The sequence below is a fragment of the Paraburkholderia sp. FW306-2-2C-D06C genome (assembly GCF_058781505.1).
The window spans coordinates 25997-48420 of sequence record NZ_JBYSWU010000042.1; the positions used below are offsets into that span (position 1 = coordinate 25997).

17 protein-coding genes are annotated in these 22424 nt (G+C 61.9%); 15 read left to right on the top strand and 2 right to left on the bottom strand.

The window, feature by feature from the left end; all coding sequences use genetic code 11:
- Positions 1 to 18 precede the first annotated feature (18 nt).
- The 4 genes from AC3WLT_RS26425 to AC3WLT_RS26440 all read left to right on the top strand — a co-directional run bounded on the left by AC3WLT_RS26425 (position 19) and on the right by AC3WLT_RS26440 (position 5748).
- Entirely contained in the window at positions 19 to 1287 is a 1269-nt protein-coding gene (locus tag AC3WLT_RS26425; RefSeq protein WP_492594631.1) for a paraquat-inducible protein A, read from the top strand.
- The gene (locus AC3WLT_RS26430) at positions 1280 to 2908 is read left to right on the top strand and encodes a PqiB family protein (RefSeq protein ID WP_492594632.1); all 1629 of its coding nucleotides are present in this window, start codon (positions 1280 to 1282) and stop codon (positions 2906 to 2908) included. The genes AC3WLT_RS26425 and AC3WLT_RS26430 overlap by 8 nt, the downstream gene beginning before the upstream one ends.
- Positions 2905 to 3540, top strand: a complete 636-nt coding sequence (locus AC3WLT_RS26435; protein ID WP_492594633.1) for a PqiC family protein — start codon at positions 2905 to 2907, stop codon at positions 3538 to 3540. Before AC3WLT_RS26430 ends, AC3WLT_RS26435 begins: the two co-directional genes overlap by 4 nt.
- A gap of 285 nt (positions 3541 to 3825) precedes the next feature.
- Positions 3826 to 5748 carry an SMP-30/gluconolactonase/LRE family protein gene (locus AC3WLT_RS26440; RefSeq protein WP_492594634.1) on the top strand — a complete coding sequence of 641 codons (1923 nt, stop codon included), beginning with the start codon at positions 3826 to 3828 and terminating at the stop codon, positions 5746 to 5748.
- Positions 5749 to 5817: 69 nt separating this feature from the next.
- Here AC3WLT_RS26440 and AC3WLT_RS26445 read toward each other — a convergent pair whose 3' ends face one another.
- Entirely contained in the window at positions 5818 to 6846 is a 1029-nt protein-coding gene (locus AC3WLT_RS26445; RefSeq protein ID WP_492594635.1) for a LacI family DNA-binding transcriptional regulator, read from the bottom strand.
- Between the two features lie 199 nt (positions 6847 to 7045).
- Between AC3WLT_RS26445 and AC3WLT_RS26450 the strand changes: the two genes are divergently transcribed.
- The 6 genes from AC3WLT_RS26450 to AC3WLT_RS26475 all read left to right on the top strand — a co-directional run bounded on the left by AC3WLT_RS26450 (position 7046) and on the right by AC3WLT_RS26475 (position 14716).
- Complete coding sequence (locus AC3WLT_RS26450) at positions 7046 to 8194, top strand: ABC transporter ATP-binding protein (protein ID WP_492594636.1); 1149 nt, start codon at positions 7046 to 7048, stop codon at positions 8192 to 8194.
- Positions 8195 to 8279: 85 nt separating this feature from the next.
- Positions 8280 to 9533 (top strand): ABC transporter substrate-binding protein, encoded by a 1254-nt coding sequence (locus tag AC3WLT_RS26455; RefSeq protein ID WP_492594637.1) that lies wholly within the window; start codon positions 8280 to 8282, stop codon positions 9531 to 9533.
- Between the two features lie 64 nt (positions 9534 to 9597).
- On the top strand, positions 9598 to 10503 hold the full coding sequence (locus AC3WLT_RS26460; protein WP_492594638.1) for a carbohydrate ABC transporter permease: 906 nt from the start codon (positions 9598 to 9600) through the stop codon (positions 10501 to 10503).
- 18 nt (positions 10504 to 10521) lie between these two features.
- The gene (locus AC3WLT_RS26465) at positions 10522 to 11373 is read left to right on the top strand and encodes a carbohydrate ABC transporter permease (protein ID WP_492594639.1); all 852 of its coding nucleotides are present in this window, start codon (positions 10522 to 10524) and stop codon (positions 11371 to 11373) included.
- 50 nt (positions 11374 to 11423) lie between these two features.
- Positions 11424 to 13385 carry a beta-galactosidase gene (locus AC3WLT_RS26470; protein ID WP_492594640.1) on the top strand — a complete coding sequence of 654 codons (1962 nt, stop codon included), beginning with the start codon at positions 11424 to 11426 and terminating at the stop codon, positions 13383 to 13385.
- A gap of 170 nt (positions 13386 to 13555) precedes the next feature.
- Positions 13556 to 14716, top strand: a complete 1161-nt coding sequence (locus tag AC3WLT_RS26475; protein WP_492594641.1) for a glycoside hydrolase family 53 protein — start codon at positions 13556 to 13558, stop codon at positions 14714 to 14716.
- A gap of 24 nt (positions 14717 to 14740) precedes the next feature.
- Here the strand turns inward: AC3WLT_RS26475 and AC3WLT_RS26480 are convergent, their stop codons facing one another.
- Positions 14741 to 15781, bottom strand: coding sequence for a LacI family DNA-binding transcriptional regulator (locus AC3WLT_RS26480; RefSeq protein ID WP_492594642.1), 1041 nt, complete (start codon positions 15779 to 15781; stop codon positions 14741 to 14743).
- 193 nt (positions 15782 to 15974) lie between these two features.
- On the opposite strand from AC3WLT_RS26480, the gene AC3WLT_RS26485 reads away from it, so the two are divergent.
- From AC3WLT_RS26485 to AC3WLT_RS26505, 5 genes are all read left to right on the top strand, one after another.
- Entirely contained in the window at positions 15975 to 17147 is a 1173-nt protein-coding gene (locus tag AC3WLT_RS26485) for an ABC transporter ATP-binding protein (protein ID WP_492594643.1), read from the top strand.
- 12 nt (positions 17148 to 17159) lie between these two features.
- Positions 17160 to 19154 (top strand): beta-galactosidase, encoded by a 1995-nt coding sequence (locus AC3WLT_RS26490; protein ID WP_492594644.1) that lies wholly within the window; start codon positions 17160 to 17162, stop codon positions 19152 to 19154.
- Between the two features lie 70 nt (positions 19155 to 19224).
- On the top strand, positions 19225 to 20478 hold the full coding sequence (locus AC3WLT_RS26495) for an ABC transporter substrate-binding protein (RefSeq protein ID WP_492594645.1): 1254 nt from the start codon (positions 19225 to 19227) through the stop codon (positions 20476 to 20478).
- A gap of 91 nt (positions 20479 to 20569) precedes the next feature.
- Positions 20570 to 21538, top strand: coding sequence for a carbohydrate ABC transporter permease (locus tag AC3WLT_RS26500; RefSeq protein WP_492594646.1), 969 nt, complete (start codon positions 20570 to 20572; stop codon positions 21536 to 21538).
- A gap of 16 nt (positions 21539 to 21554) precedes the next feature.
- Positions 21555 to 22406 carry a carbohydrate ABC transporter permease gene (locus AC3WLT_RS26505; protein WP_492594647.1) on the top strand — a complete coding sequence of 284 codons (852 nt, stop codon included), beginning with the start codon at positions 21555 to 21557 and terminating at the stop codon, positions 22404 to 22406.
- Positions 22407 to 22424: the final 18 nt, after the last annotated feature.

Consider the following 22424-nt stretch of genomic DNA (forward strand, 5'->3'; position numbering starts at 1 on the left):
CGCAAGCGGATGCCGAAGATGAATAAAGCCAGCTTAATCGCGTGTCACGAATGTGATTTTCTCCAGCGGGAGACCCCGCTAGCCAAGGGCGGCACCGCGCGATGCCGACGATGCGGGGCGGTCCTCTACCGAAGCTTGCCGGCAACGCACGATCGCGCACTGGCGCTCACCTTGGCCGCGGCGATCCTGTTTGTGGTCGCCAATCGCTTTCCCATCTTCGGACTCTGGGTCAATGGAACACTTGTCGAAACCACGCTTTGCGGCGCGGCTTCGTCTCTATACGCGGACGGCATGTGGCCAATCGCGGGCCTTGTCTTCGTGACAACGATTTTGATGCCGTCACTGAACATAGCGGCCGTGATCTATCTACTCTTGCCGTTGCATACAGGCGGATTTCCCCACAAACCTGAAATTGTTCTTCGTGTGCTACGGCATGTTGCGCCATGGGGAATGATCGAGGTTCTGATGCTCGGCATGCTGGTCGCGCTTGTCAAACTCCAGCACATCGCAACAGTCGTCCCCGGCGTCGCGATCTGGGCATTCGGCGTGGTGATGGTGCTGCTTGCGGCGGCGACCGTTACGTTTAACCCGCGTGATCTATGGGCGCGTATCGATGCAATGCAAAGCGACGGCGGCGTGTCTCACCTGGTGAGCGCAAGCACCACGCCGGCCACTGCCGCGCGCGCAGGGCTGTTCGTGTGTCACGACTGCGGCCTGCTCTCGAAGCCGCTCGCACCCGTCCACGGTGGGAGCTGTCCGCGTTGTCACGCAGCGCTGCATTTACGCAAGCCCAATAGTCTCATCCGCACCTGGGCATTCCTGTTCGCCGCCATGATCCTTTACATCCCGGCGATTCTTCTGCCGGTCATGGTCACGAGTACCTTATTCGGTGCGCGATCCGACACGATCCTGAGTGGCGTCGTATTTCTCTGGACCTCCGGGTCGTGGTTGCTTGCAGCGATCGTTTTCATCGCAAGCCTTGTGGTTCCAATGCTCAAGATTCTTTCGTTAGCTTATCTCGCGTGGAGTACCCAGCTGCGCTCTCCTCTAATCCCCCACAAGCGCACGCGTATTTATCGGCTAGTGGAGCTCGTTGGCCGGTGGTCGATGCTCGATATCTACGTGATTACCATCCTTGTCGCTTTCGTGCAGTTCGGTTCGGTGGCAACCATCGACGCAGGTCCCGGATCAATTGCATTCGGTGCGGTAGTCGTGCTGACCATGTTCGCCTCGTTGTCATTCGATCCACGACTCATCTGGGACGCAGTGGAGTCAGAGGGTGAATAAGTTGTCAGGACAGAAAGATGACCAGAATGCGCCCGGCTTTCCGGCAGTCGTTGCCGCCAAACAGTCGAAGTGGCGTGTGCAGCTTGTATGGTTAGTGCCGCTTGTCGCTGTGCTGATAGCCGGCTGGCTGGTCGCGCAGTCGGTCATGCAAAAAGGCCCGACCGTCACGATCAGGTTTTCCACGGGTGAGGGGATTGAGGCCGGCAAGACGAAGATCAAGTTCAAGAATGTCGATATTGGCGTAATCAAGAACGTTGAACTCTCCGACGATCACAAGACGGTGCTCGCCAGCGCTGAAATGTCCCGCAACGCTTCCAGCATGCTCGTCGACGATACCCGCTTCTGGGTCGTTCGACCGCGCATCTCGGGCGGCACGGTATCGGGCATCGGTACGTTATTGTCCGGTTCGCACATCGGAATGGATATCGGTACATCGCAAAAAGCGCGACGTGATTTCGTCGGACTCGAGTCGCCGCCCGTCCTCGCCTCAGGCGCACCGGGGCGAGAGTTCGTGCTGAAAAGTGAGAACCTGGGCTCGCTCGATATAGGTTCGCCGGTGTTCTTCCGGCGGCTTCAGGTCGGTCAGATCGTCTCCTACGCGCTCGATCCCGAGGGCGCGGGAATGACCCTGCACGTCTTTATCAATGCGCCTTACGACAAGTACGTGACGAACGACACCCGCTTCTGGCACGCAAGCGGCGTCGATGTGACTCTGGATACGACCGGTGTGAAGGTAGACACCGAATCGCTGGTATCGATCCTGATTGGTGGCCTTGCGTTCGAGAATCCACCCGACACAACGAACAGGGTTGAAGCCGACGCGAAGCACCAGTACGAACTTTTCGTCAATCGGACCGAGGCGATGAAGCGGCATGACGCGATCATCGATCAATACGTGCTGAACTTCAAGGAGTCCGTGCGTGGGCTGACCGTGGGAGCACCCATCGACTTTCGCGGGATAGTCATCGGCGAGGTATCGGCGATCAACTCGCACTTTGATCCGGCCACGCGGGAATTCAGTATCCCGGTCGAAGTCAGCATTTTCCCGGAGCGCTTGATTTCACGCGACGAATGGCGAAGCCAAAGCGGGCAAATATCGTCGGAGCGGAAAGAGTTTGCGGACTACCTGGTATCGAAGGGGATGCGGGCACAACTGAGAACGGCAAGCCTGCTTACCGGACAACTGTATATCGCGATCGATTTCTTCCCCTCTGCGCCGAAGGCGAAGGTGGACTGGAGTAAAAAGACGCCCGAATTGCCAACGGTGCCGGGTAACTTGCAGGGTCTGCAGGAATCGATTACCAGTCTCGTCGCTAAACTGAATGAGATTCCGTTCGAGGGCATCAGCAAGGATCTGCGCAAAACCCTCGGTGATGCGGACACGCTGCTGAATACCATCAATACAGATATTGCACCTGACGCAAAAGCGACGCTGGCCGCGGCTCGCGAAGCGCTCACGTCAGCGAATCGCACGTTGCAAAGCGACTCGCCATTGCAGCAAAGCACCGCCGAGACAATGCGGGAGTTGTCGCGGGCGGCAGTCTCGATCCGTTCGCTTGCGGAGTATCTCGAACGCCATCCGGAGGCGCTGATCCGTGGCAAGACCGAGGACAAGCCATGAGCCGATTTCCGTCGTTACCGTTGAGCATGATCGTGCTGACCCTTTTCGCGGGATGCGCAACGTCGCCGACGTCGAAGTTCTACACGTTGAGCCCTGTTCAGGTTGTCGAACAGCGGCCGAGCGCCAGTCCGATCGCAATCGCGATCGATCCGGTCACGGTTCCCGAACTGGTCGACCGGTCGCAAATCGTAACGAAACTCGACGCGAACCGCGTGTCTATCGACGAGTTCGCGCGCTGGGCCGATCCATTGAAGAGTCAGATTCCGCGTGTACTCGCTGCGGATCTGGCGCAGATCATTCCGGGAGCGATCGTATCGACTTATCCACAACATGTGGGCGATAACGCTTACCGCGTATCGGTTGACGTGCAGAACTTCGATTCGTCGGCGGACGGTACGGTGACGCTGGCGGTGAACTGGTCGGTGCGTCCGCCGAAGCGAAGCGAGCAGTTTAGCGGGCGCTCTGTGATACGCGAGGCCGTGAGCGGGCCTGGCTACGACGCGCTGGCCAACGCGCACAGCCGAGCCCTCGCGTCCGTCGCGAACGATATCGCGGCAGCAACGGGGACGGCCACGAGAGTCGCCCCGACGAATCGGCGTCAATCCACGGACGCGGTTCAGTCTCCACTGTAATGCGTCGAATGACGTTTGCTACGCGCACTGAGGGTGGGTTTTCTATGCGCCGTGCATTGGTCTGCCTCGATCGATTTCGCTGACGCCTGCTGTCGTTGCGATTTTGCGGGCAGTTTCACGAGTCTGCAGTCTTTCGCCATTACGATTGCCATGGACTCACATGGCATACCCTACACTCCTGTAGTCCGCCGATTTGACGACGGTTTGTGCGTAGCCGAAACCACCAAAGTTATCGCACCCTGCGATTCACGTTATAGCCGCGCTACAGCGAGGAGAGCATCGCTCATGGTCAAGAAACGAATCTATGCCGCGCTCCTCTCGGCCGCGCTGATCGCCGCGATTGCGCCGGGATGCCAGGCGCAGTACACCACCGACTGGGTGGCGAACACATTTGGAACCCTCGCCACTCACGTGGGTAACGGAGCCCGTTCCATGTGGGTGGCCCCGGAGGGAACCCTCTATACAGCTTCCCTGTGGGACGAAAACGAGGGCGGAGTTGCCCTATACCGGAATGGCCAAAGCATAGGTTCCATAGGAATTCATAGCGAGTTTCAGGGCAGCGCCATTACGGGTAATGCAACATCGATTTTCGCTGCTTTGCAATTTAGCAGAAACGGCGGCAGTGGCAGGGTCGGGCGATACAACCGAACCAGTCAAACTCGCGACCTTCTCATCTCCGTCAGCGCGACAACGAATGAGCAGCGGGCCGATGTCGTCACCGGACTTGCGACGTCGGGCTCACTCCTTTATGCGAGCGACTTTCCCGGAAATCGCGTGCGAGTCTTCAGCACCGACGGTGTCTGGCAGCGGGATATCGGCGTCTCGGGCCCTGGCGCGCTTGCCGTGGACGGCGCGGGAAATATCTGGGTTGCGCAGCAGAGCCTTGGCACGGTCCTCGAATTCAGCCCGTCCGGTGCGCCGCTGAACACTATCCAGATGTCCGCTGCCTCCCGACCGTCCGCGCTGTATTTCGACACGGCGACTGGGCAGCTCATGATCGGCGACGAGGGACCCGACATGAACATCAAGACCTACAACATCTCGGGCATTCCCTTGCTGGCCAGCACGTTCGGCATACAGGGCGGATATCTCGACACCACGGCCGGAATCAAAGGCCAGGTCGGTGACAAACGATTCACACGGGTCACGGGCATCGGCAAGGACGCCGCCGGCAACCTCTATGTCCTCAACAATCCGTGGGGCGGAACGTGGGACCTCGGGCGCAACGGCGGCACCGACATTCACTCCTACGACAGCACCGGCAAGCTGCAATGGAAGCTCCAGTCCCTCAACTTCGAAGCGATCGGCGCCCCAGACCCGGGGACAGACGGCGCTTACTTCTACGGAGGCGCCCACATCTTCACCGGCACCGCTGGAGGAAGCTACGTAGCGAACACCGTCAATCCATTCGACTATCCCTCCGATCCACGACTCAATCCCAACGATACCCAACGCAACGAGCACTTCGGTCAGCTCGCCAGCGTCGGCGCAAACCGGATCCTCGTTGCATCCGGCCAGAACCCCGCTATCTTCTACTTCTTCCACTTCAACGCTGCGAATGGCTACATCGCCATACCGGACGCCTCGATTCCCGGCACGGCGTTCAATACGACGAGGCCGGTCACGGGGGGATTTTGCCTCGATAGCAAGGGAGACGTCTGGGCCGGTCTGGATAGAACGAACCACATCTATCACTATCCGCTGACCGGATTCGATGCCGACGGCAAGCCGACGTGGGGCGCAGGAATCGCCACCTCCATTCCGATGAGCATCAGACCGTTGACGCGAATCATCTACCTGCCGGATAGCGACACCATGATCCTGGTACAAGGCGTGGCTGGGAGCATAGACTGGACGGCGATCGGAACGAGGATCGAGGTGTATCACGGCTGGCTCGCAGGCAACCACACCGCTCCCAATCCGGTGATCAACATCACCAGCGCCAATCCCAAGTCGATGACGGCAGCCGGCAACTATCTCTTCCTCGGATATGTACACACCGTGCCCAACATCGACGCCTTCAATCTCACCACAGGCAATCTGGACACCACGTTGATCAACAGCAGTTCCAGCAATGTGGACGTCGGCAATGACGTGGATTCGATGTACGGCCTGAGATCGTACCTCCGCTCGACCGGGGAATACGTGGTCACCAAGGACAACTACAACGGCTCCAGCATGGTTGTGTATCGTTGGACGCCCAGATAGATCATCCTCCGTGCCCGTGGTGCCTGCTTTCCCGGTATCCGGCTTGCAAGACTCTCAAGCTTTGCAAGCTCACCTCGATCCCGCTCCCGCTCGCCGCGGGCCCGTCGATGCGCGCACAACAAGTTCCGGCGGTGGGCCTACCACCATCGACGGTTGCTGTGCAGGCGCCTGGATAAGACGGATGAGCCTATCGACCGACAACTCGGCGACGGCTGCGGTCTGGATCGCAACCGTCGTCAACGCTGGGTGCACCTGATGAGCCAGTTGAATGTCCGTGATGCCGATGACCGACACGTCATCCGGCACCGCGCGGCGCAGGGTGATCAAGGCCTGGGCCGCGCCGATCGCGAGCAGATCGTTGGTCGCGAAGATCGCGGTCAGTTGCGGCGTGTTCGCCATCAGTTGCATGCAGGCGGCGTAGCCGGCGTCGATCGAGTCGCGTACCTGCAGCATCGCAGCAGCGTCGGTTTCGATCCCGGCCTCGCGCATCACCGCACGAAAGCCGTTGGAGCGCGCATCCTGCAAGCCGCCGCAACCGTCGCCGATCAGCATGCCGATGTCGCGATGACCCAGTTCGAGCAGATGCGTGGCGGCAAGCGCGCCCGCACGCGCGAAGTCCACGGCGATGCACGGCAGGGCAGGCGGCGTCTCGGGGTGTTCCCACATCGTCAACAGGATCGGCGCACTGTGCATCGCCGAAATGCAGAGCTCGTTGATCGCGATATCCGTGTTCATGACGAGGACGCCGTCGGCCAGCGTTCCGGCGATCTGGTTCAGGTAGGCCCGGCCGATCTCCGCATCGTCGTCCGTATTGCACACCATCAGAAAATGGCCCGCCTTGCGCGCCGCGCGCTCGGCCGCCAGCACGAACTCGGGATAGAAAGGGTTCGAAATGTTCGACAACATCAACGCCAAAGTCGACGAGCGGCCCTCCGCCAGCGCGCGCGCGTTCAGATTCGGCCGGTAGCCGAGGTCGGCGATGGCTCTCAATACGCGTTCCGCCGTTTCCGGACGAACCTTCTCGCGATTGCGCAGCACGTTGGAAACCGTCGCAGCGGTAACCCGCGCGCGTTTGGCGACTTCAGACAAGGTGACCATTTCTCATATCCCATATTCAGGGAATGCGATTCAAATGTTGCAAGCGACCCGCGACGTTTGCTAAGTTTCATGCAAACACACAGGAGACAAAACCATGCGAGCTTCCGCGAACCCCGAATTTAAGCGATTAAATGCCTGCTGTACAAGGGTTGGCCGATTTTTTTTGAAACAAATTTAAGCGTTTAAATCCGGAGGCAGCATGGCCACAATCCATCTCGCGAACGTGCAGAAGTCGTACGGCGATCATGCGCCGGTGATCCGGCGCGTGAATCTGGATATCGCGCAACACGAATTCTGCGTTTTTCTTGGACCGTCGGGTTGCGGCAAGTCGACCTTGCTGAGAATGATCGCCGGTCTCGAAGACCTGAGCGAAGGCGAACTGCGGATCGGCGGGCGTCTCGTGAACGACGTGCCCGCCGCCGAGCGGGGTGTCGCGATGGTGTTCCAGAGCTACGCACTGTTTCCGCACATGACCGTGTTCGACAACATGGCGTTCGGTCTGAAGCTCGCGAAGCAGCCGAGAGACGTGATCGACCGGAAGGTGCGCGAGGCCGCGCGCATTCTGCAGTTGGACGCGTTGCTCGACCGTTATCCGAAAGCATTGTCCGGCGGCCAGCGGCAACGCGTGGCGATCGGCCGGGCGATCGTGCGCGAGCCCGGCGTGTTCCTGTTCGACGAGCCGCTGTCGAATCTCGACGCTGCGCTGCGAGGTCAGACGCGCGTTGAAATCGCCAGGCTGCACCAGCGCTTTGAAAATGCGAGCGTGGTGTACGTCACGCACGATCAGGTCGAGGCAATGACGCTCGCCGACCGGATCGTACTGCTGCACGCGGGCGCGGATGCCGAGCGATTCGGCAGCATCGCGCAGAGCGGCGCGCCGCTCGAGTTGTATCACCATCCGAAGTCGCGCTTTGTGGCGGGCTTCATCGGTTCGCCGCGGATGAATTTCATCGATGCCGTGGTCGACTCGATCGACGCGGGCAGGGTAACGGTGTCGCTCGCGCAAAGCGGCGAACGGCTGGCCGCACACGTCGACGGCCGGCGTCTGCAACCCGGTCAGCCGGTCACGCTCGGCGTGCGTCCGGAACATCTGCACCTTCATGGCCTCCACGGCGACGAGCAGTCCATTCAGTGCGCCACGGTGCTCTCGGAACGGCTCGGCGAACACAGCTATATCCATGCGGATCATGCGGCTGGCACGCTGGTCGCAAAGGCACCGGGCGATTCGCCGCTCGGTTCCGGCGAGCGCCTTCGCGTTCACGTTCCGCCTTCCGCATGTCATCTGTTCGATGCCGACGGCATCGCCCTGCGGCGCAGCGCGCACGAACCTGAGAGAGTCGCGGCCTGACCCAAGTCGAACTCCGCCATAGAGCGGATTACATCGTCTGACAGCAGTGCGCTGTCAGCTAACAAGGTAGTTAAGGAGACAAAAGATGATTGCTCATCGCCTTCGCCGGCTAGCTCACGTATCGGTTGCCGCCGCTCTGGTTACCGCCGCGCTTTCATGCGCCACGGCCGACGCCGCCACGCTCGCGGTCAATGTGTCGGCACGCGGAAATCAGCGTTCGACCTGGCAGGATGCCTTCGACAAATTCAAGAAAGCCAACCCCGACGTCGATCTCAAGGTGACCTACGTCACCGAGGAAGCCTACAAGGTGCAGATGGGCGGCTGGCTCGCCACCGATCCGCCCGACGTGGTCTCGTGGCACGACGGCGAGCGCATGACGTATTACGCGCAGCGCGGCCTGCTCGAGGACCTGTCGCCGGACTGGAACAAGAACGGCTGGTCGCAGCAGTATGCGTCGGTGAAGGACGCTTCCACTTATAAGGGCAAGCAGTATGCGGCGCCGCTCGGCTACGACGCGTACGGCTTTTTCTATCGCAAGGATCTGTTCGAGAAGGCAGGCATCAAGGGCGAACCGAAGACGTGGGAAGAATTTCTCGACGCCTGCAAGAAGCTCAAGGCAAGTGGCGTCGCGCCGATCGCCGTCGCCGCACGCGATAGCTGGACGCTTGCCGCATGGTTCGACTATCTCGACCTGCGCATCAACGGCAACGCGTTCCACCAGAAGCTGATGGCAGGCGAGGTGCCATATACGGACGCGCGTGTGAAGAAGGTCTACACCGCGTGGAAAACCTTGATCGACGAGCACTATTTCATCGATAACGCGCTGTCCTACGATCTCGATTCGATCGCGCCGTTTCTCGTGAACGACAAGGCCTCGATGATGCTGATGGGCTCGTTCTTCTCGGCGAGCATCCCGGCCTCCGTCAGGCCCGAGACCGGCTTCTTCCGTTTCCCCGTGATCGACGCCAATGTGCCGATGGCCGAAGACGGCCCGGTGAATGTGCTGTTGCTTCCCGCGAAGGCGAAGAACAAGGCCGATGCGCGCAGGCTGCTGGCGTTCATGGAGCAGCCGCAAATCAATGCGGATCTCGCGAAGGGCTGGGGCCAGCTGCCGTCCAACAGCCAGGCGGCCGAACCTGAAGATGCGATTTCGAAGGTCGGATTCCAGACGCTCGCGAACACCAAAGGCGGTATCGCGCAGTTCTACGATCGCGACATGACCAAGGAAATGGCCGACGAAGGCATGAAGGCGATGCAGCAGTTCTATAGCGATCCATCGCAGATCGATGCAGTGCTCGTGCGTCTCGAAGCAACCCGCAAGCGCATCTACAAGAAGTAAGCCTGGGAGCGTCAGCCGCATCCCGACGACTGACGCTCGCCTTCGATCCCTGACGAGGCCAATCATGTCTCATCCCGTAGCGGGCCGCCTGCCGGCGGCTCAGCACCGGCACGTCTCGACAACGCGCCGTCACCAGCACCGCGCCGCATTTTTCTTCCTGTTGCCGGGTTGTGCGTTGTTTTGCCTGTGCGTGGTCTACCCGATCATCAGCAGCATTTCGCTCAGCTTCTATAACTGGGACGGCATGACGCCGAAGACCTTCGCCGGACTCGACAACTACATCGAGCTGTTCCACTCGGACACGTTCTACACGGCGCTGAAGAACAACCTGATCTGGCTTGCATTGTTCCTGCTCGCACCGCCGCTCGGCTTGCTGTTCGCGTTGTACCTGAACCAGCAGATCCGCGGCATGCGTGTCGTGAAGTCGCTGTTTTTCGCGCCGTTCGTGCTCTCGGGCGTCGTGGTCGGTCTCGTGTTCAGCTGGTTTTACGATCCCGGCTTCGGGCTGCTGCGCCTGATCATCGGACACGGCATTCCTGTGCTGGGCGACGCGCACACGGTGACGTTCGGGATCATCTTCGCCGCGCTGTGGCCGCAGACGCCGTTCTGCATGGTGCTGTATCTGACCGGTCTCACGGCCATCAATCCGGAGGTGGTCGAGGCGGCGCGCATGGAGGGCGCGAAGGGCATGCGTCTTCTGTGGCACGTGATCCTTCCGCAGCTTCGCCCCGCCACCTTCATGGCCGTCGTGCTGACCGTGATCGGCGCGCTGCGCAGCTTCGACCTGATCGCCGTGATGAGCGGCGGCGGTCCGTTCGATAGCTCCACTGTGCTCGCCTACTACATGTACGACCAGGCGATCAAGTACTACCGCGAAGGCTATTCCGCGGCGATTGCCGTCGTGCTGTTCGCCATCATGCTCGTCTATATCGTGTTCCATCTGCGCCGCATGTTGCGCGAAGAACGCTGAGTTCCTGGAGTCCCGCTCATGTATCCGCTTCCCGTCGAACGCTGGAAACCATTCAACCGCGCGCTGTACAAAGCGTCGCTTCCCGTCGCGCTGCTTGTCTGGCTGATGCCGATGCTGGCCGTGCTCGTCACGTCGATCCGATCCTCCGATGAACTGTCGCAAGGCGACTACTGGGGCTGGCCGAAGCACGTCGCGCTGCTCGAAAACTACGGTACGGCGCTCACGCAGACGCCGATGCTGCACTACTTTGCCAACAGCATTCTGATCACGGTGCCTTCGGTCATCGGTGCGATCGTGCTGGCGTCGATGGCGGGCTTCGCACTCGCGACCTACCGGTTCCGCGGCAACACCGCCGTGCTGTTCGCCTTTGTCGCGGGCAACTTCGTGCCGATCCAGATCCTGATGATTCCAGTGCGCGACATGGCGCTGAAGGTTGGCCTGTTCAATACCGTATGGGCGCTGGTCATCTTTCACGTGTCGTTCCAGACCGGCTTTTGCACGCTGTTCCTGCGCAATTTCATCAAGCAGTTGCCGTTCGAATTGATCGAAGCGGCGCGCGTCGAGGGCGCGAGCGAGTGGACGATCTATACGCGCATCGTTCTGCCGCTGATCCGTCCGGCGCTGGCCGCGCTCGGCATTCTCGTTTTCACCTTCGTCTGGAACGACTACTTCTGGGCGCTGTGTCTGACCCAGGGCGACGAAGCCGCACCGATCACGGTCGGCGTGGCCGCGCTCAAGGGCCAATGGACCACGGCGTGGAATCTCGTCGCCGCCGGCTCGGTGCTCGCCGCGCTGCCGTCCGTGCTGATGTTCTTCGCGATGCAGAAGCATTTTGTCGCCGGCCTGACTTTCGGCGCCAGCAAGGGCTGAGCGTACAGGCGGTTCTTACCGGCATTTCTCCTTCAGAACGAGACTCTCTCATGCAATTTGGTGTGTGCTATTACCCGGAACAATGGCCCCGTGCGATGTGGGCCGACGACGCGAAGCGCATGGTCGACCTCGGCATTACGCACGTACGTATAGCGGAATTCGCGTGGAGCCGGATGGAGCCGCGCGCCGGCCAATACGTGTGGGGCTGGCTCGACGAAGCGATCGATACGCTTTCGGCCCAGGGCTTGAAACTGATAGTCGGCACGCCGACGGCGGCGCCGCCGAAGTGGCTGATCGATGCGGATCCGGACGTGCTGCCGGTGCGCGCGGACGGCACGCGCTGGAACTTCGGGTCGCGCCGGCACTACGACATTTCCAGCGAGACTTACCGCGAGGCCTGTTTGCGGATCGTGACCGCCATGGCCGAGCGTTACGGCGCGCATGCGTCGATCGTCGCGTGGCAAACCGATAACGAACTCGGCTGCCACGAAACCGTGCCGAGTTATTCGCCCGCCGCGCGGCGGCGTTTCCAGACCTGGCTGCAACGCCGCTACGAAACCGTGCACGGCTTGAACGAAGCGTGGGGCAACGTGTTCTGGAGCATGGAGTATCCGTCGTTCGACGCGATCGGCCTGCCGAACCTGACGCCTACCGACGCCAATCCAATCCATCTGCTCGACTTTCGCCGCTTCATGTCCGACGAGGTGGCGAGTTTTCATCGCGAGCAGATCGACGTGCTGCGGCGCCTCGCGCCGCACGCGGATCTGCTGCACAACTTCATGGGCTTTTTCACGACCTTCGATCACTATCGGTTCTCCGCGGACAACGGCATCGACGTGGCCGCGTGGGACAGCTATCCGATCGCGCGAACCGAGTCCATCGCGTTGCCTGACGAGCAGAAGGCGCTTTACGCACGCACGGCGCATCCTGACGTCTCCGCGTTCGATCACGACCGCTACCGTGCGATCGGCGGCGGGCGCTTCTGGATCATGGAGCAGCAGGCGGGGCCGGTGAACTGGGCGTCGTGGAATCCGGTGCCTGCGAGAGGCATGGTCAGGCTGTGGGCCTACGAGGCATTCGCGCACGGCGCGGAACTGGTGTCGTATTTTCGCTGGCGCCAGTGCCCGTTTGCGCAGGAGCAGATGCACTCGGGACTCAACCTGCCGAACAACGAACTGTCGCCAGGCGGGCTCGAAGTGCAGCAGGCTGCGCGCGAGATTGCCGCGTCCAAGGCGCTGTCCAGACTCGACGCGCCGGCGCGCGCCGCGACCGCGCTCGTATTCGACTACGAGACGCAGTGGATGTTCGAGATTCAGCGGCACGGCAAGACCTTCGACTATCAAACGCTCGCCTTCGACTACTACGAGGCGCTGCGCGAGCTCGGCCTCGATGTCGATATCGTTTCCAGTCGTGCCGATCTGTCGCAGTACGGGCTCGTGGTGGTGCCGAGCATCGCGGTGATCGACGATGCGCTCATCGGGCAGATCGAGCGGAGTTCGGCGCAATGGGTATTCGGTCCGAGGAGCGGTTCGAAGACGGCGGACTTCGCCATTCCGTCGAACCTCGCGCCCGGCGCGTTGCAGCGGGTGCTGCCGGTCCAGGTGCTCGAAGTCGAATCGCTGCGCCCGACGCTCAGGCCCGCGACTTCGATCGGCGGCACGCGCGGAGTCGCTGTGCATTGGCGCGAGCACGTTCGAGCCAATGGCGAGACTCGCGTCGAAGCGCATTTCGACGACGAATGGCCGGCGGTGCTGGCTCACGGACGGGTCCGCTATGTGGCCGGGTGGTTGTCGCATGCATTGCATCGGGCGGTTCTCGAGCAGGCCGCGAAGGACGCCGGCATCCAGGTGCACATGCTGGCTGAAGGCTTGCGCATCCGTCGGCGCGGCAATCTGACGTTCGCGTTCAACTTCGGCGCGGCCCAGGTTGAAGCGCCAGCGCCGGTCAATGCGACTTTCGTGCTCGGGCAGCCGCAGCTCGGAACCGGCGATGTTTGCGCGTGGCAGACGTAGGAACCAACGTATGAGACCGCGGGCAGGGTGCTTCGCGCCGGCCCGTCAACACGGCTGAACCGTGCGGATTGTGTTTGAGAAGGGCTTGTCGGAGGCACGAATTTAAGCGCTTCAATTTTTCGGGCGGGCGGCCCCCGATGAGCCGCCATTCAACACATGGAGGATGACACATGAACAGAAGGCAAATGCTGTCCTGGCTGGCATCGACGGCGGCGGCCGCAGGCGTCGGCGCAACGATCGGCGCTCCGGCTCTTGCCGGCGAGCGTGATTTGTCCGGACGCGGCAACCGCTTCGCAAAGGGTGCGGACGTGTCGACGCTGCTCGAGCTGGAGGCGAACGGTGCGCGCTTTTACGAGCACGGCGAGCCGCGCGACTGCCTGGCCATTCTGAAGAGCCACGGCGTCGACTCGATTCGTATCAAGGTGTGGAACGATCCTGGCAATCCGAACTTCTATCCGGCCGACCAGAGTCCCGCCGCGGGATACAACAACGCGGAGCATGTTCGTGTGCTGGCTCGCCGCGCTGCCGCGCTCGGCATGCGCGTGCTGATCGATTTCCACTACAGCGACTGGTGGGCCGATCCGGGCAAGCAGTTTGCGCCGCATGACTGGGCCGGCAAGGATATCGCGCAGACCTGTGCGTTGTTGTCGGACTACACGTCGGGGGTCCTGAAGATGCTCAAGAAGGATGGCGTTCATCCGGAATGGGTGCAGGTCGGCAATGAAATCACCGGCGGGATGTTGTGGCCGCTCGGCAAGTACGACCAATGGGACAATCTCGCGCAGTTGCTGAAGGCCGGACACGATGCGGTCAAATCGGTCGATGAGCGGACCAGGGTCATGCTGCATATCGACAGCGGTGGCAACAATGCGACGAGCCGCTGGTGGTTCGACAGCGCGATACAGCGCGGCGTCACGTTCGATGTGATCGGCCTGTCCTACTATCCGCAGTGGCAGGGCTCGCTCAGCGATCTGCAGAACAACGCGAACGACCTCGCCACACGCTATGACAAGGACGTGATCGTCGTCGAGACTGCTTATCCGTGGACCACCAGCGACGGCGATTCTGAGCCGAATGCGATGACCAACACCGGTTCGTCGACCTTTCCGCCGACGCCTGCCGGCCAGACGCAGTTTCTCGGCGCGCTGACGGATATCGTGCAAGCGATACCCGGCGGCCACGGCAAAGGCGTGTTCTGGTGGGAACCCGAATGGATACCGACGCCGAACGTCGGATGGAAACTCGGCGCCGGAGATCAGTGGGACAACAACACCTTGTTCGACTTCCACGGGAATGCGTTGTCGTCGCTGGACGCGTTCCGCAAGCGCTAGCGTTTCCGTTGACTCGTTCTCCGTCTATTCCGGGCGAGCCGTTCGCGGGGCAGCTGTCGATGCCCGGACAACAAGTCTTGGACTGGGCGCCGTTCGCATCGACGGGCCGTTAGAGCGGCCGCTCTCGCGACGCGGCGCCGTTTCTATCAACTCGCGCAACAGCGATACCGCGAGTTCGGCGGCTTCGACGGTCGGCACGGCGATCGTTGTCAGCGCGGGCCGCGAATCGCGCGCGAGCTGGATGTCGGTGATGCCGATCACGGATAGATCACCGGGCACGTTGAGGCCGAGATCGGCGGCGGCGTGCATCGCACCGAGCGCCGGCAGGTCGTTGGTCGCAAAGATCGCAGTGAGCTTCGGATTGGCTTCCAGCAACGCGCGCGTCGCGGTGTAGCCGCCGTGTATCGTATCGGCCGCATGTTTGACCGAACCTTTCGGCACACCGGCTGTACGCAGCGCATCGACAAAACCTTCATAGCGGGACGCGTGGATGCCCGAGGCCTTGCTGCCGACGATCGCGCCGATCCGGCGATGGCCGAGTTCGAGCAGGTGCGCGCCGGCCAGCTCGCCAGCCAGGCGAAAATCGACCGCGACGCACGGCAGGCCGGGCGGCTCGTTCGGCCGTTCCCACATGCATAGCACCACGGGCGTGCCGCGTGACTCTGTGGCGTGAAGATCCGCAAAGTCGAGGTTCGCGTTCGTCACGAGTACGCCTTCGGAAAGCGTCCCGGCGATCTGATCCAGATAGGCCCGGCCGCTCAACGGATCTTCGTTCGTATTGCAGATGATCACGAAGTGACCGCTCGTGCGCGCCGCGCGTTCGACGGCGAGCGCGAACTCCGGATAGAACGGATTGGCGATGCTCGACACCATCAGCGCGAGCGTCGGCGCGCGACCCTCGGCGAGTGCGCGGGCGGCCAGATGCGGGCGATAGCCGAGTGCGTCGACCGCGTCGAGCACCCGCTGCCGGGTGCTCGCGCCGACCCGGCCGCGATTGCGCAGCACGTTGGACACTGTGGCAGGGGTGACGCCGGCATGACGTGCGACTTCGCTGAGGGTGGGCATGATCTCTTCAATATATGGGACGACTGTTCGACATTTGCATCATCGCCAAAGGCGCGGCACCATTTGCCGCACAGACAAAACGATTTCGGAGACAGGCAAGGCTAGACGATCGCATGCGATCGACTTTTTTTGGCCCTGCTGATTAAGCGCTTAATCTCCGACTTCGGGCCGATTAAATCACGGAGTCGATGCGATGGCGAGCATTTCGTTGAGAGGCGTGCAGAAGGCGTATGGCGACGGCGCGCTGGTGATCCGCGATGTCGATCTGGAGATCGGCGAGAACGAGTTCTGCGTGTTTCTCGGTCCGTCCGGTTGCGGCAAGTCGACCTTGCTGCGAATGATCGCCGGTCTCGAAGACGTGACCGACGGCGACCTGTCGATCGGCGGGCGCCTTGTCAACGACGTAGCGGCGGCGCAGCGCGGCGTGGCGATGGTGTTCCAGAGCTACGCGCTGTTTCCGCATATGACCGTGTTCGAGAACATGGCATTCGGCCTGAAGCTCGCCAAAACCCCAAAGGACGAAATCGACCGCAAGGTGCGGGAAGCCGCGCGCATTCTGCAACTGGAAGCGCTGCTCGAGCGCCGGCCGAAGGCATTGTCCGGCGGTCAGCGGCAGCGCGTGGCGATCGGCCGGGCCATCGTGCGCGAGCCTGGCGTGTTTCTGTTCGACGAACCGCTCTCGAATCTCGACGCGACGCTGCGCGGCCAGACCCGTGTCGAGATCGCGCGGCTACATAAGCAGTTCGCCAAAGCCAGCGTCGTCTACGTGACGCACGACCAGGTCGAGGCCATGACGCTCGCCGACAAAATCGTGCTGCTGCACGCGGGCAAGGACACTGAACGCTACGGCAGCATCGCCCAGATCGGCGCGCCGCTCGAGTTGTACCACCGGCCGAGGAGCCGCTTCGTGGCGGGTTTCATCGGCTCGCCGCGGATGAATTTTCTGCCGGCGCGGGTAGCGTCGGCTGGTCCGCATGGCGTGACCGTCACACTTGAACAGACCGCCGAAAACGTGCGCGTGCCGGTGAGCGGCGACGGCTTGCAGCCGTCGCAACCCGTCACACTCGGCGTGCGTCCCGAACACCTCGAGTTCATCGACCCCGCAGCGGCGCAATACGCGGCCCCGGCCATGACGGACGACGCTGTTCTGACTCGCACCGTTGCGCTCGTCGAACATCTCGGCGAGCACAGCTACGTCCATCTCGATCAGCCCGGCGGCGCCGCGCTGATCGCCAAAGCGCCTGGCGACACGCGCCTGATGCCGGGCGACCGCGCGGGCTTGCGCGTGCCCAGCCGCGCTTGTCATTTGTTTACCGAAGACGGCTTTGCCGCCGCTTCGCTCGAGTTCGTCGAACACTACGCATAAGAGGACATTCGGATGCGCCTAGGAGTCTGTTATTACCCGGAACACTGGCCGGAGTCGATGTGGGAAGACGATGCTCGCCGGATGAAAGCGCTCGGCATCGAGCAGGTGCGGATTGCCGAATTTGCGTGGAGCCGCATCGAACCGTCGCCTGGCGAATACGACTGGGGCTGGCTCGATCGCGCGATCGACGTACTCGGCGCGGCCGGGTTGCAGGTGGTCATGTGCACGCCGACCGCGACGCCGCCCAAGTGGCTGATCGACCGCCATCCGGACATCCTGCCGATCGGCGCGGACGGACGTCCTCGCGCGTTCGGCTCACGCCGTCATTACGATTTCTCTTCGCCATCGTATTTCGCCGCGTCGCAGCGGATCTGCACGGCGGTGGCCGAGCGGTATGGCAAGCATCCGGCGGTCGCGTACTGGCAGACCGATAACGAATTCGGCTGCCATCACACGGTGGTCAGCTATTCGCCGGCGGCAGTAGGGCGCTTTCGCGAATGGCTGAAGGCGCGCTATCAAACGGTCGATGAACTGAACCGCGCGTGGGGCACGGTGTTCTGGAGTATGGAGTACCGCAGCTTCGACGAGATCGATGCGCCGGTGGCGACCGTCACCGAAGCGCATCCGTCGCACCGGCTCGACTACCGGCGCTTCGCGTCCGACGAACTCGCGCGCTACAACCGCATGCAGGTCGAGATCATCCGCGCGCATTCGCCGGGACGGCCGGTCGCGCACAACTTCATGCAGCTCTTTACCGAGTTCGATCACTACAAGGTCGCCGCCGATCTCGATGTCGCGACCTGGGACAGCTATCCGCTCGGCGCGCTCGAAGAGCAATGGTTTGCGCCGGAGATCAAGGCGCGCTGGCTGCGCACCGGGCATCCCGACTTCGCTTCGTTCAATCACGACGTCTACCGCGGCATGTCGAAGCTGCCGTTCTGGGTGATGGAGCAGCAACCGGGGCCAGTGAACTGGGCGCAGTGGAATCCGGCGCCGTTGCCAGGCATGGTGCGGCTGTGGAGTTGGGAAGCCTTCGCGCATGGCGCGGGCTGCGTGTCGTATTTCCGCTGGCGCCAGGCGCCGTTTGCGCAGGAGCAGATGCACGCCGGGTTGAACACGCCCGACAATCGGCTCGACGTCGGAGGCAACGAGGCCGCGCAGGTGGCCGACGAGATTCGCACGGTGCTCGCGGCGGACGCCAACACCAATGCCGCAATCGACACGGTCGGTGCGAAGGTCGCGCTCGTCTACGACTACGAAGCGAAGTGGCTGCTCGAGATTCATCCGCAGGGCGCGGACTTTCACTATCCGCGTTTCGCGTTCGAGTATTACTCGGCGCTGCGCGCACTCGGGCTGGATGTCGACGTGGTTCCAGTGGACGCGCCGCTCGACGGCTACCATGTGATCGTCGTGCCGCCGCTGCCGGTCGTGCCGGCCGAGTTTGCCGCGCGGCTGGCAAACTCGGGCGCACAGGTGGTGCTCGGCCCGCGCACCGGCTCGAAGACGCAAGATCTGCAGATTCCGGCGAACTTGCCGCCAGGCGCGCTTGCCTCGGTGCTGCCGCTGCGCGTGTGGCGCGTCGAATCGATGCGGCCGAACGTGACCGAAGCGGTGCGGCTTGCAGACAGCGCGGACGTTGCCGTGAACGACGGCTTCGCGCGCCACTGGCGCGATTTCATCGACAGCGATGGCGAGGCTTCACTCGACGTTCGCGCGCGCTTCGCGGACGGCCATCCGGCGTATGTGCGAAGCGGCGCATTCCATTACTTCGCGAGTCTGTTCGACGATGCGCTCACGGTCCGTCTGTTCGCGCAGATCGCCCGCGAGGCAGGCATCGAGACGACGCCGCTCGGCGACAGCGTGCGGATCAGCCGGCGCGGCGCGCTGACCTACGTATTCAATTACGGCGAGCTGGCTCACACGCTTGCCGGTGTGGCCGACGACGCTTTCGTGATCGGTTCGCGCCAGATCGGCCCGCAGGGCGTGGCGGTTTATCGATCGGCCTGACGAGCCGGCCTGAGGATTCCATGCAGTAACGACAACGACGCAAAATCAACGCATAAAGGAGACAGAGAGCATGACACTGAAACCCCGCAGCATTCTGCTTGCACTCGCGCTCGCCGCGGCCGCCGCAGGAACCTTCGTCGTCAGCACCGCGCAGGCCGGCACGCTCGCCGTCAACATTGCGTTCAAGGGCGCAAGCCAGCGCGCGGTCTGGCAGTCGACCATCGACGAGTTCAAGAAAGCGCATCCCGATATCGACGTGAAGGTGTCGTTCGTCGACGAGGAGGCGTACAAGGTGCAACTGCCCGGGTGGCTCTCGACAGTCGCGCCCGATATCGTCAACTGGCATGACGGCGAGCGCATGGCGTATTACGCGCAACGTGGTCTGTTCGAAGATCTGAGCGGCGATTGGGCGAAGAACGGCTGGAACGATACCTACGCGTCGACGAAGGAAGCGTCGTCGCACAAAGGCAAGCAGTACGCCGCACCCACCGTGTATTACTCGTGGGGCATGTTCTATCGCAAGGATCTGTTCCAGAAGACGGGCATTGCCGGCGAGCCGAAAACGTGGGATCAGTTTCTGGACGCCTGCAAGAAGCTGAAGGCGGCCGGCATTGCGCCGATCGCCGTCGCCGGACGCGATGCGTGGACGCTGGCAGGCTGGTTCGATTATCTGGACCTGCGCCTGAACGGCAACGCGTTCCATCAGAAGCTGATGGCGGGCGAGGTGCCGTACACCGATCCGCGCGTCAAGAAGGTGTACACGACCTGGAAGCAACTGATCGACGCCGGCTATTTCATCGACAACTCGCTCTCCTACGATCTGGACGCGGTGCAGCCATTCCTGTTCCAGGGCAAGGCCGCGATGATGCTGATGGGCACATTCATCACGGGTGGCTTCCCGTCGAATGTGAAAGCGGAAATGAGCTACTTCCAGTTCCCGATCATCGACGCGAAGGTGCCGACCGCCGAAGACGGTCCGGTGGAATCGCTGCATATTCCGTCGAAGGCGAAGAACAAGGCGGATGCCCATACCTTCCTCGCGTTCGTCGAGACGCCTGAAATCGGCGCGAAGCTGGCGACGGGTCTCGGTTCTCTGTCGGCGAACAGCAAGTCGCCGGAACCCGAAGATCCGATTTCGAAAATCGGCTTCCAGATTCTCGCGAACACGAAGGGCGGTATTGCACAGTTCTACGATCGCGACATGACGAAGGAAATGGCCGATGAAGGGATGAAGGGGATGCAGCAGTTCGTCGCCGATCCGTCGAAACTCGACGACGTGCTCGCGCAACTCGAGCAGACGCGCAAGCGCATCTACAAGAAGTAAGCGGTGGCGGCCTTCGGGCCGCCTGCTTTGGCCACCCGCTTTGGTCACCCGCTTTGGTCACCATTCGCCACGTTCGATCTGGAGAGTAATCGTGTCGCACTCCGTCAGCCGTCGCACTGTCACCGGTCCCGCCGATTCAGGCGTGCCGGCATCAGGCGGTGCATTGCGCGGCGGGCCGCCCGCCTTGGCGCGCCGGCGTCGTCCATCGCCGACCGCGCGCCGGCAACGGCGTGCAGCCTTCCTGTTTCTCGCACCGGCTTGCGTGATGGTGGCCGTCTATGTGGTGTGGCCGATCCTGTCGACCATTCGTCTGAGCTTTTTCAACTGGGACGGCATGACCGAGCCGGTCTTTGCCGGCCTGGCGAACTATGTCGAACTCGTCCATACACCGGCGTTCTATACCGCGCTGAAGAACAACCTCATCTGGCTGCTGTTGTTCCTGCTCGCTCCGCCGATGGGACTCGCCGTCGCGCTGTATCTGAATCAGGCCGTGGCCGGCATTCGCATCGTCAAATCGCTGTTCTTTGCGCCGTTCGTGCTGTCGGGCGTGGTGGTCGGTCTGATCTTCTCATGGTTCTACGACCCGACTTTCGGCTTGCTTGCGCTGATTCTCGGCCACGGCGTGCCGGTGCTCGGCGACGCCCGCTATGCGACCTTCGGGATCGTATTCGCGGCGCTGTGGCCGCAAACCGCCTATTGCATGATTCTTTACCTGACCGGCCTGACGTCGCTGAACGCCGAGCAGATCGAGGCCGCGCGCATGGAAGGCGCGCGCGGCTGGTCGTTGCTGTGGCACGTGATTCTGCCGCAATTGCGGCCGACCACGTTCATGGCGATCGTCGTCACCGTGATCGGCGCGTTGCGCAGCTTCGATCTGATCTCGGTGATGACCGGCGGCGGACCGTTCGAGAGTTCGACCGTGCTCGCGTATTACATGTACGACCAGGCGATCAAGTATTACCGCATCGGCTATTCCGCCGCGGTGGCGGTGGTGCTGTTCGCCATCATGCTGGTGTACATCGTTTATCACTTGCGGCGGATGCTGCGCGCCGAGCAATAAGGTTAAGGAGCCGACCATGTTTCCGATCGCCATCGACAAATGGAAGCCGGCAACGCGCCGCGCGTACAAACTGACTTTGCCGCTCGCGCTGCTGATCTGGCTGCTGCCGATGATCGCGGTGCTGGTGACGTCGGTGCGCTCGTCGGAGGAACTGAGCGAGGGAAATTACTGGGGGTGGCCGAAGCACTTCGCGATGCTGGATAACTATCGTGAGGCGTTGACGACCTCGCCGATGCTGCATTACTTCTGGAACAGCGTGCTGATCACGGTGCCTGCCGTCGTGGGGGCGATCGCGCTTGCCGCGATGGCGGGATTCGCGCTCGCCACCTACCGGTTTCGCGGCAATTCGACTTTGTTCGCGACGTTTGTCGCGGGTAATTTCGTGCCGGTGCAGGTGTTGATGATTCCGGTGCGGGATCTATCGTTGCAACTCGGTCTGTTCAACACCGTGAGCGCGCTGATTCTGTTTCATCTGTCGTTTCAGACAGGTTTCTGCACGCTCTTCCTGCGCAACTTCATCAAGGAGTTGCCGTTCGAGCTCGTCGAGGCGGCTCGTGTGGAAGGCGCTAGCGAATGGCAGGTGTTCTGCCGGATCGTGCTTCCTCTGATTCGGCCGGCGCTCGCAGCGCTGGGGATTCTCGTATTCACGTTTGTCTGGAATGACTATTTCTGGGCGCTGTGTTTGACACAAGGGGACGAGGCCGCGCCGATTACTGTCGGTGTCGCGGCATTGAAGGGACAGTGGACCACAGCATGGAATCTTGTGTCGGCCGGGTCTATCCTTGCCGCGCTGCCCTCCGTGGCGATGTTCTTTGCAATGCAGAAGCATTTCGTGGCGGGGCTGACCTTCGGTGCGACAAAGGGCTGATCTGCCCGTTATCCATTG

Coding starts and splice junctions, on each gene's coding strand:
- AC3WLT_RS26470 (WP_492594640.1), top strand. CDS start 11,424: ATGCAATTTGGTGTGTGCTATTACCCGGAACAATGGCCCCGTGCGATG.
- AC3WLT_RS26440 (WP_492594634.1), top strand. CDS start 3,826: ATGGTCAAGAAACGAATCTATGCCGCGCTCCTCTCGGCCGCGCTGATC.
- AC3WLT_RS26465 (WP_492594639.1), top strand. CDS start 10,522: ATGTATCCGCTTCCCGTCGAACGCTGGAAACCATTCAACCGCGCGCTG.
- AC3WLT_RS26505 (WP_492594647.1), top strand. CDS start 21,555: ATGTTTCCGATCGCCATCGACAAATGGAAGCCGGCAACGCGCCGCGCG.
- AC3WLT_RS26475 (WP_492594641.1), top strand. CDS start 13,556: ATGAACAGAAGGCAAATGCTGTCCTGGCTGGCATCGACGGCGGCGGCC.
- AC3WLT_RS26455 (WP_492594637.1), top strand. CDS start 8,280: ATGATTGCTCATCGCCTTCGCCGGCTAGCTCACGTATCGGTTGCCGCC.
- AC3WLT_RS26480 (WP_492594642.1), bottom strand. CDS start 15,781: ATGCCCACCCTCAGCGAAGTCGCACGTCATGCCGGCGTCACCCCTGCC.
- AC3WLT_RS26445 (WP_492594635.1), bottom strand. CDS start 6,846: ATGGTCACCTTGTCTGAAGTCGCCAAACGCGCGCGGGTTACCGCTGCG.
- AC3WLT_RS26435 (WP_492594633.1), top strand. CDS start 2,905: ATGAGCCGATTTCCGTCGTTACCGTTGAGCATGATCGTGCTGACCCTT.
- AC3WLT_RS26460 (WP_492594638.1), top strand. CDS start 9,598: ATGTCTCATCCCGTAGCGGGCCGCCTGCCGGCGGCTCAGCACCGGCAC.
- AC3WLT_RS26450 (WP_492594636.1), top strand. CDS start 7,046: ATGGCCACAATCCATCTCGCGAACGTGCAGAAGTCGTACGGCGATCAT.
- AC3WLT_RS26495 (WP_492594645.1), top strand. CDS start 19,225: ATGACACTGAAACCCCGCAGCATTCTGCTTGCACTCGCGCTCGCCGCG.
- AC3WLT_RS26425 (WP_492594631.1), top strand. CDS start 19: ATGAATAAAGCCAGCTTAATCGCGTGTCACGAATGTGATTTTCTCCAG.
- AC3WLT_RS26490 (WP_492594644.1), top strand. CDS start 17,160: ATGCGCCTAGGAGTCTGTTATTACCCGGAACACTGGCCGGAGTCGATG.
- AC3WLT_RS26485 (WP_492594643.1), top strand. CDS start 15,975: ATGGCGAGCATTTCGTTGAGAGGCGTGCAGAAGGCGTATGGCGACGGC.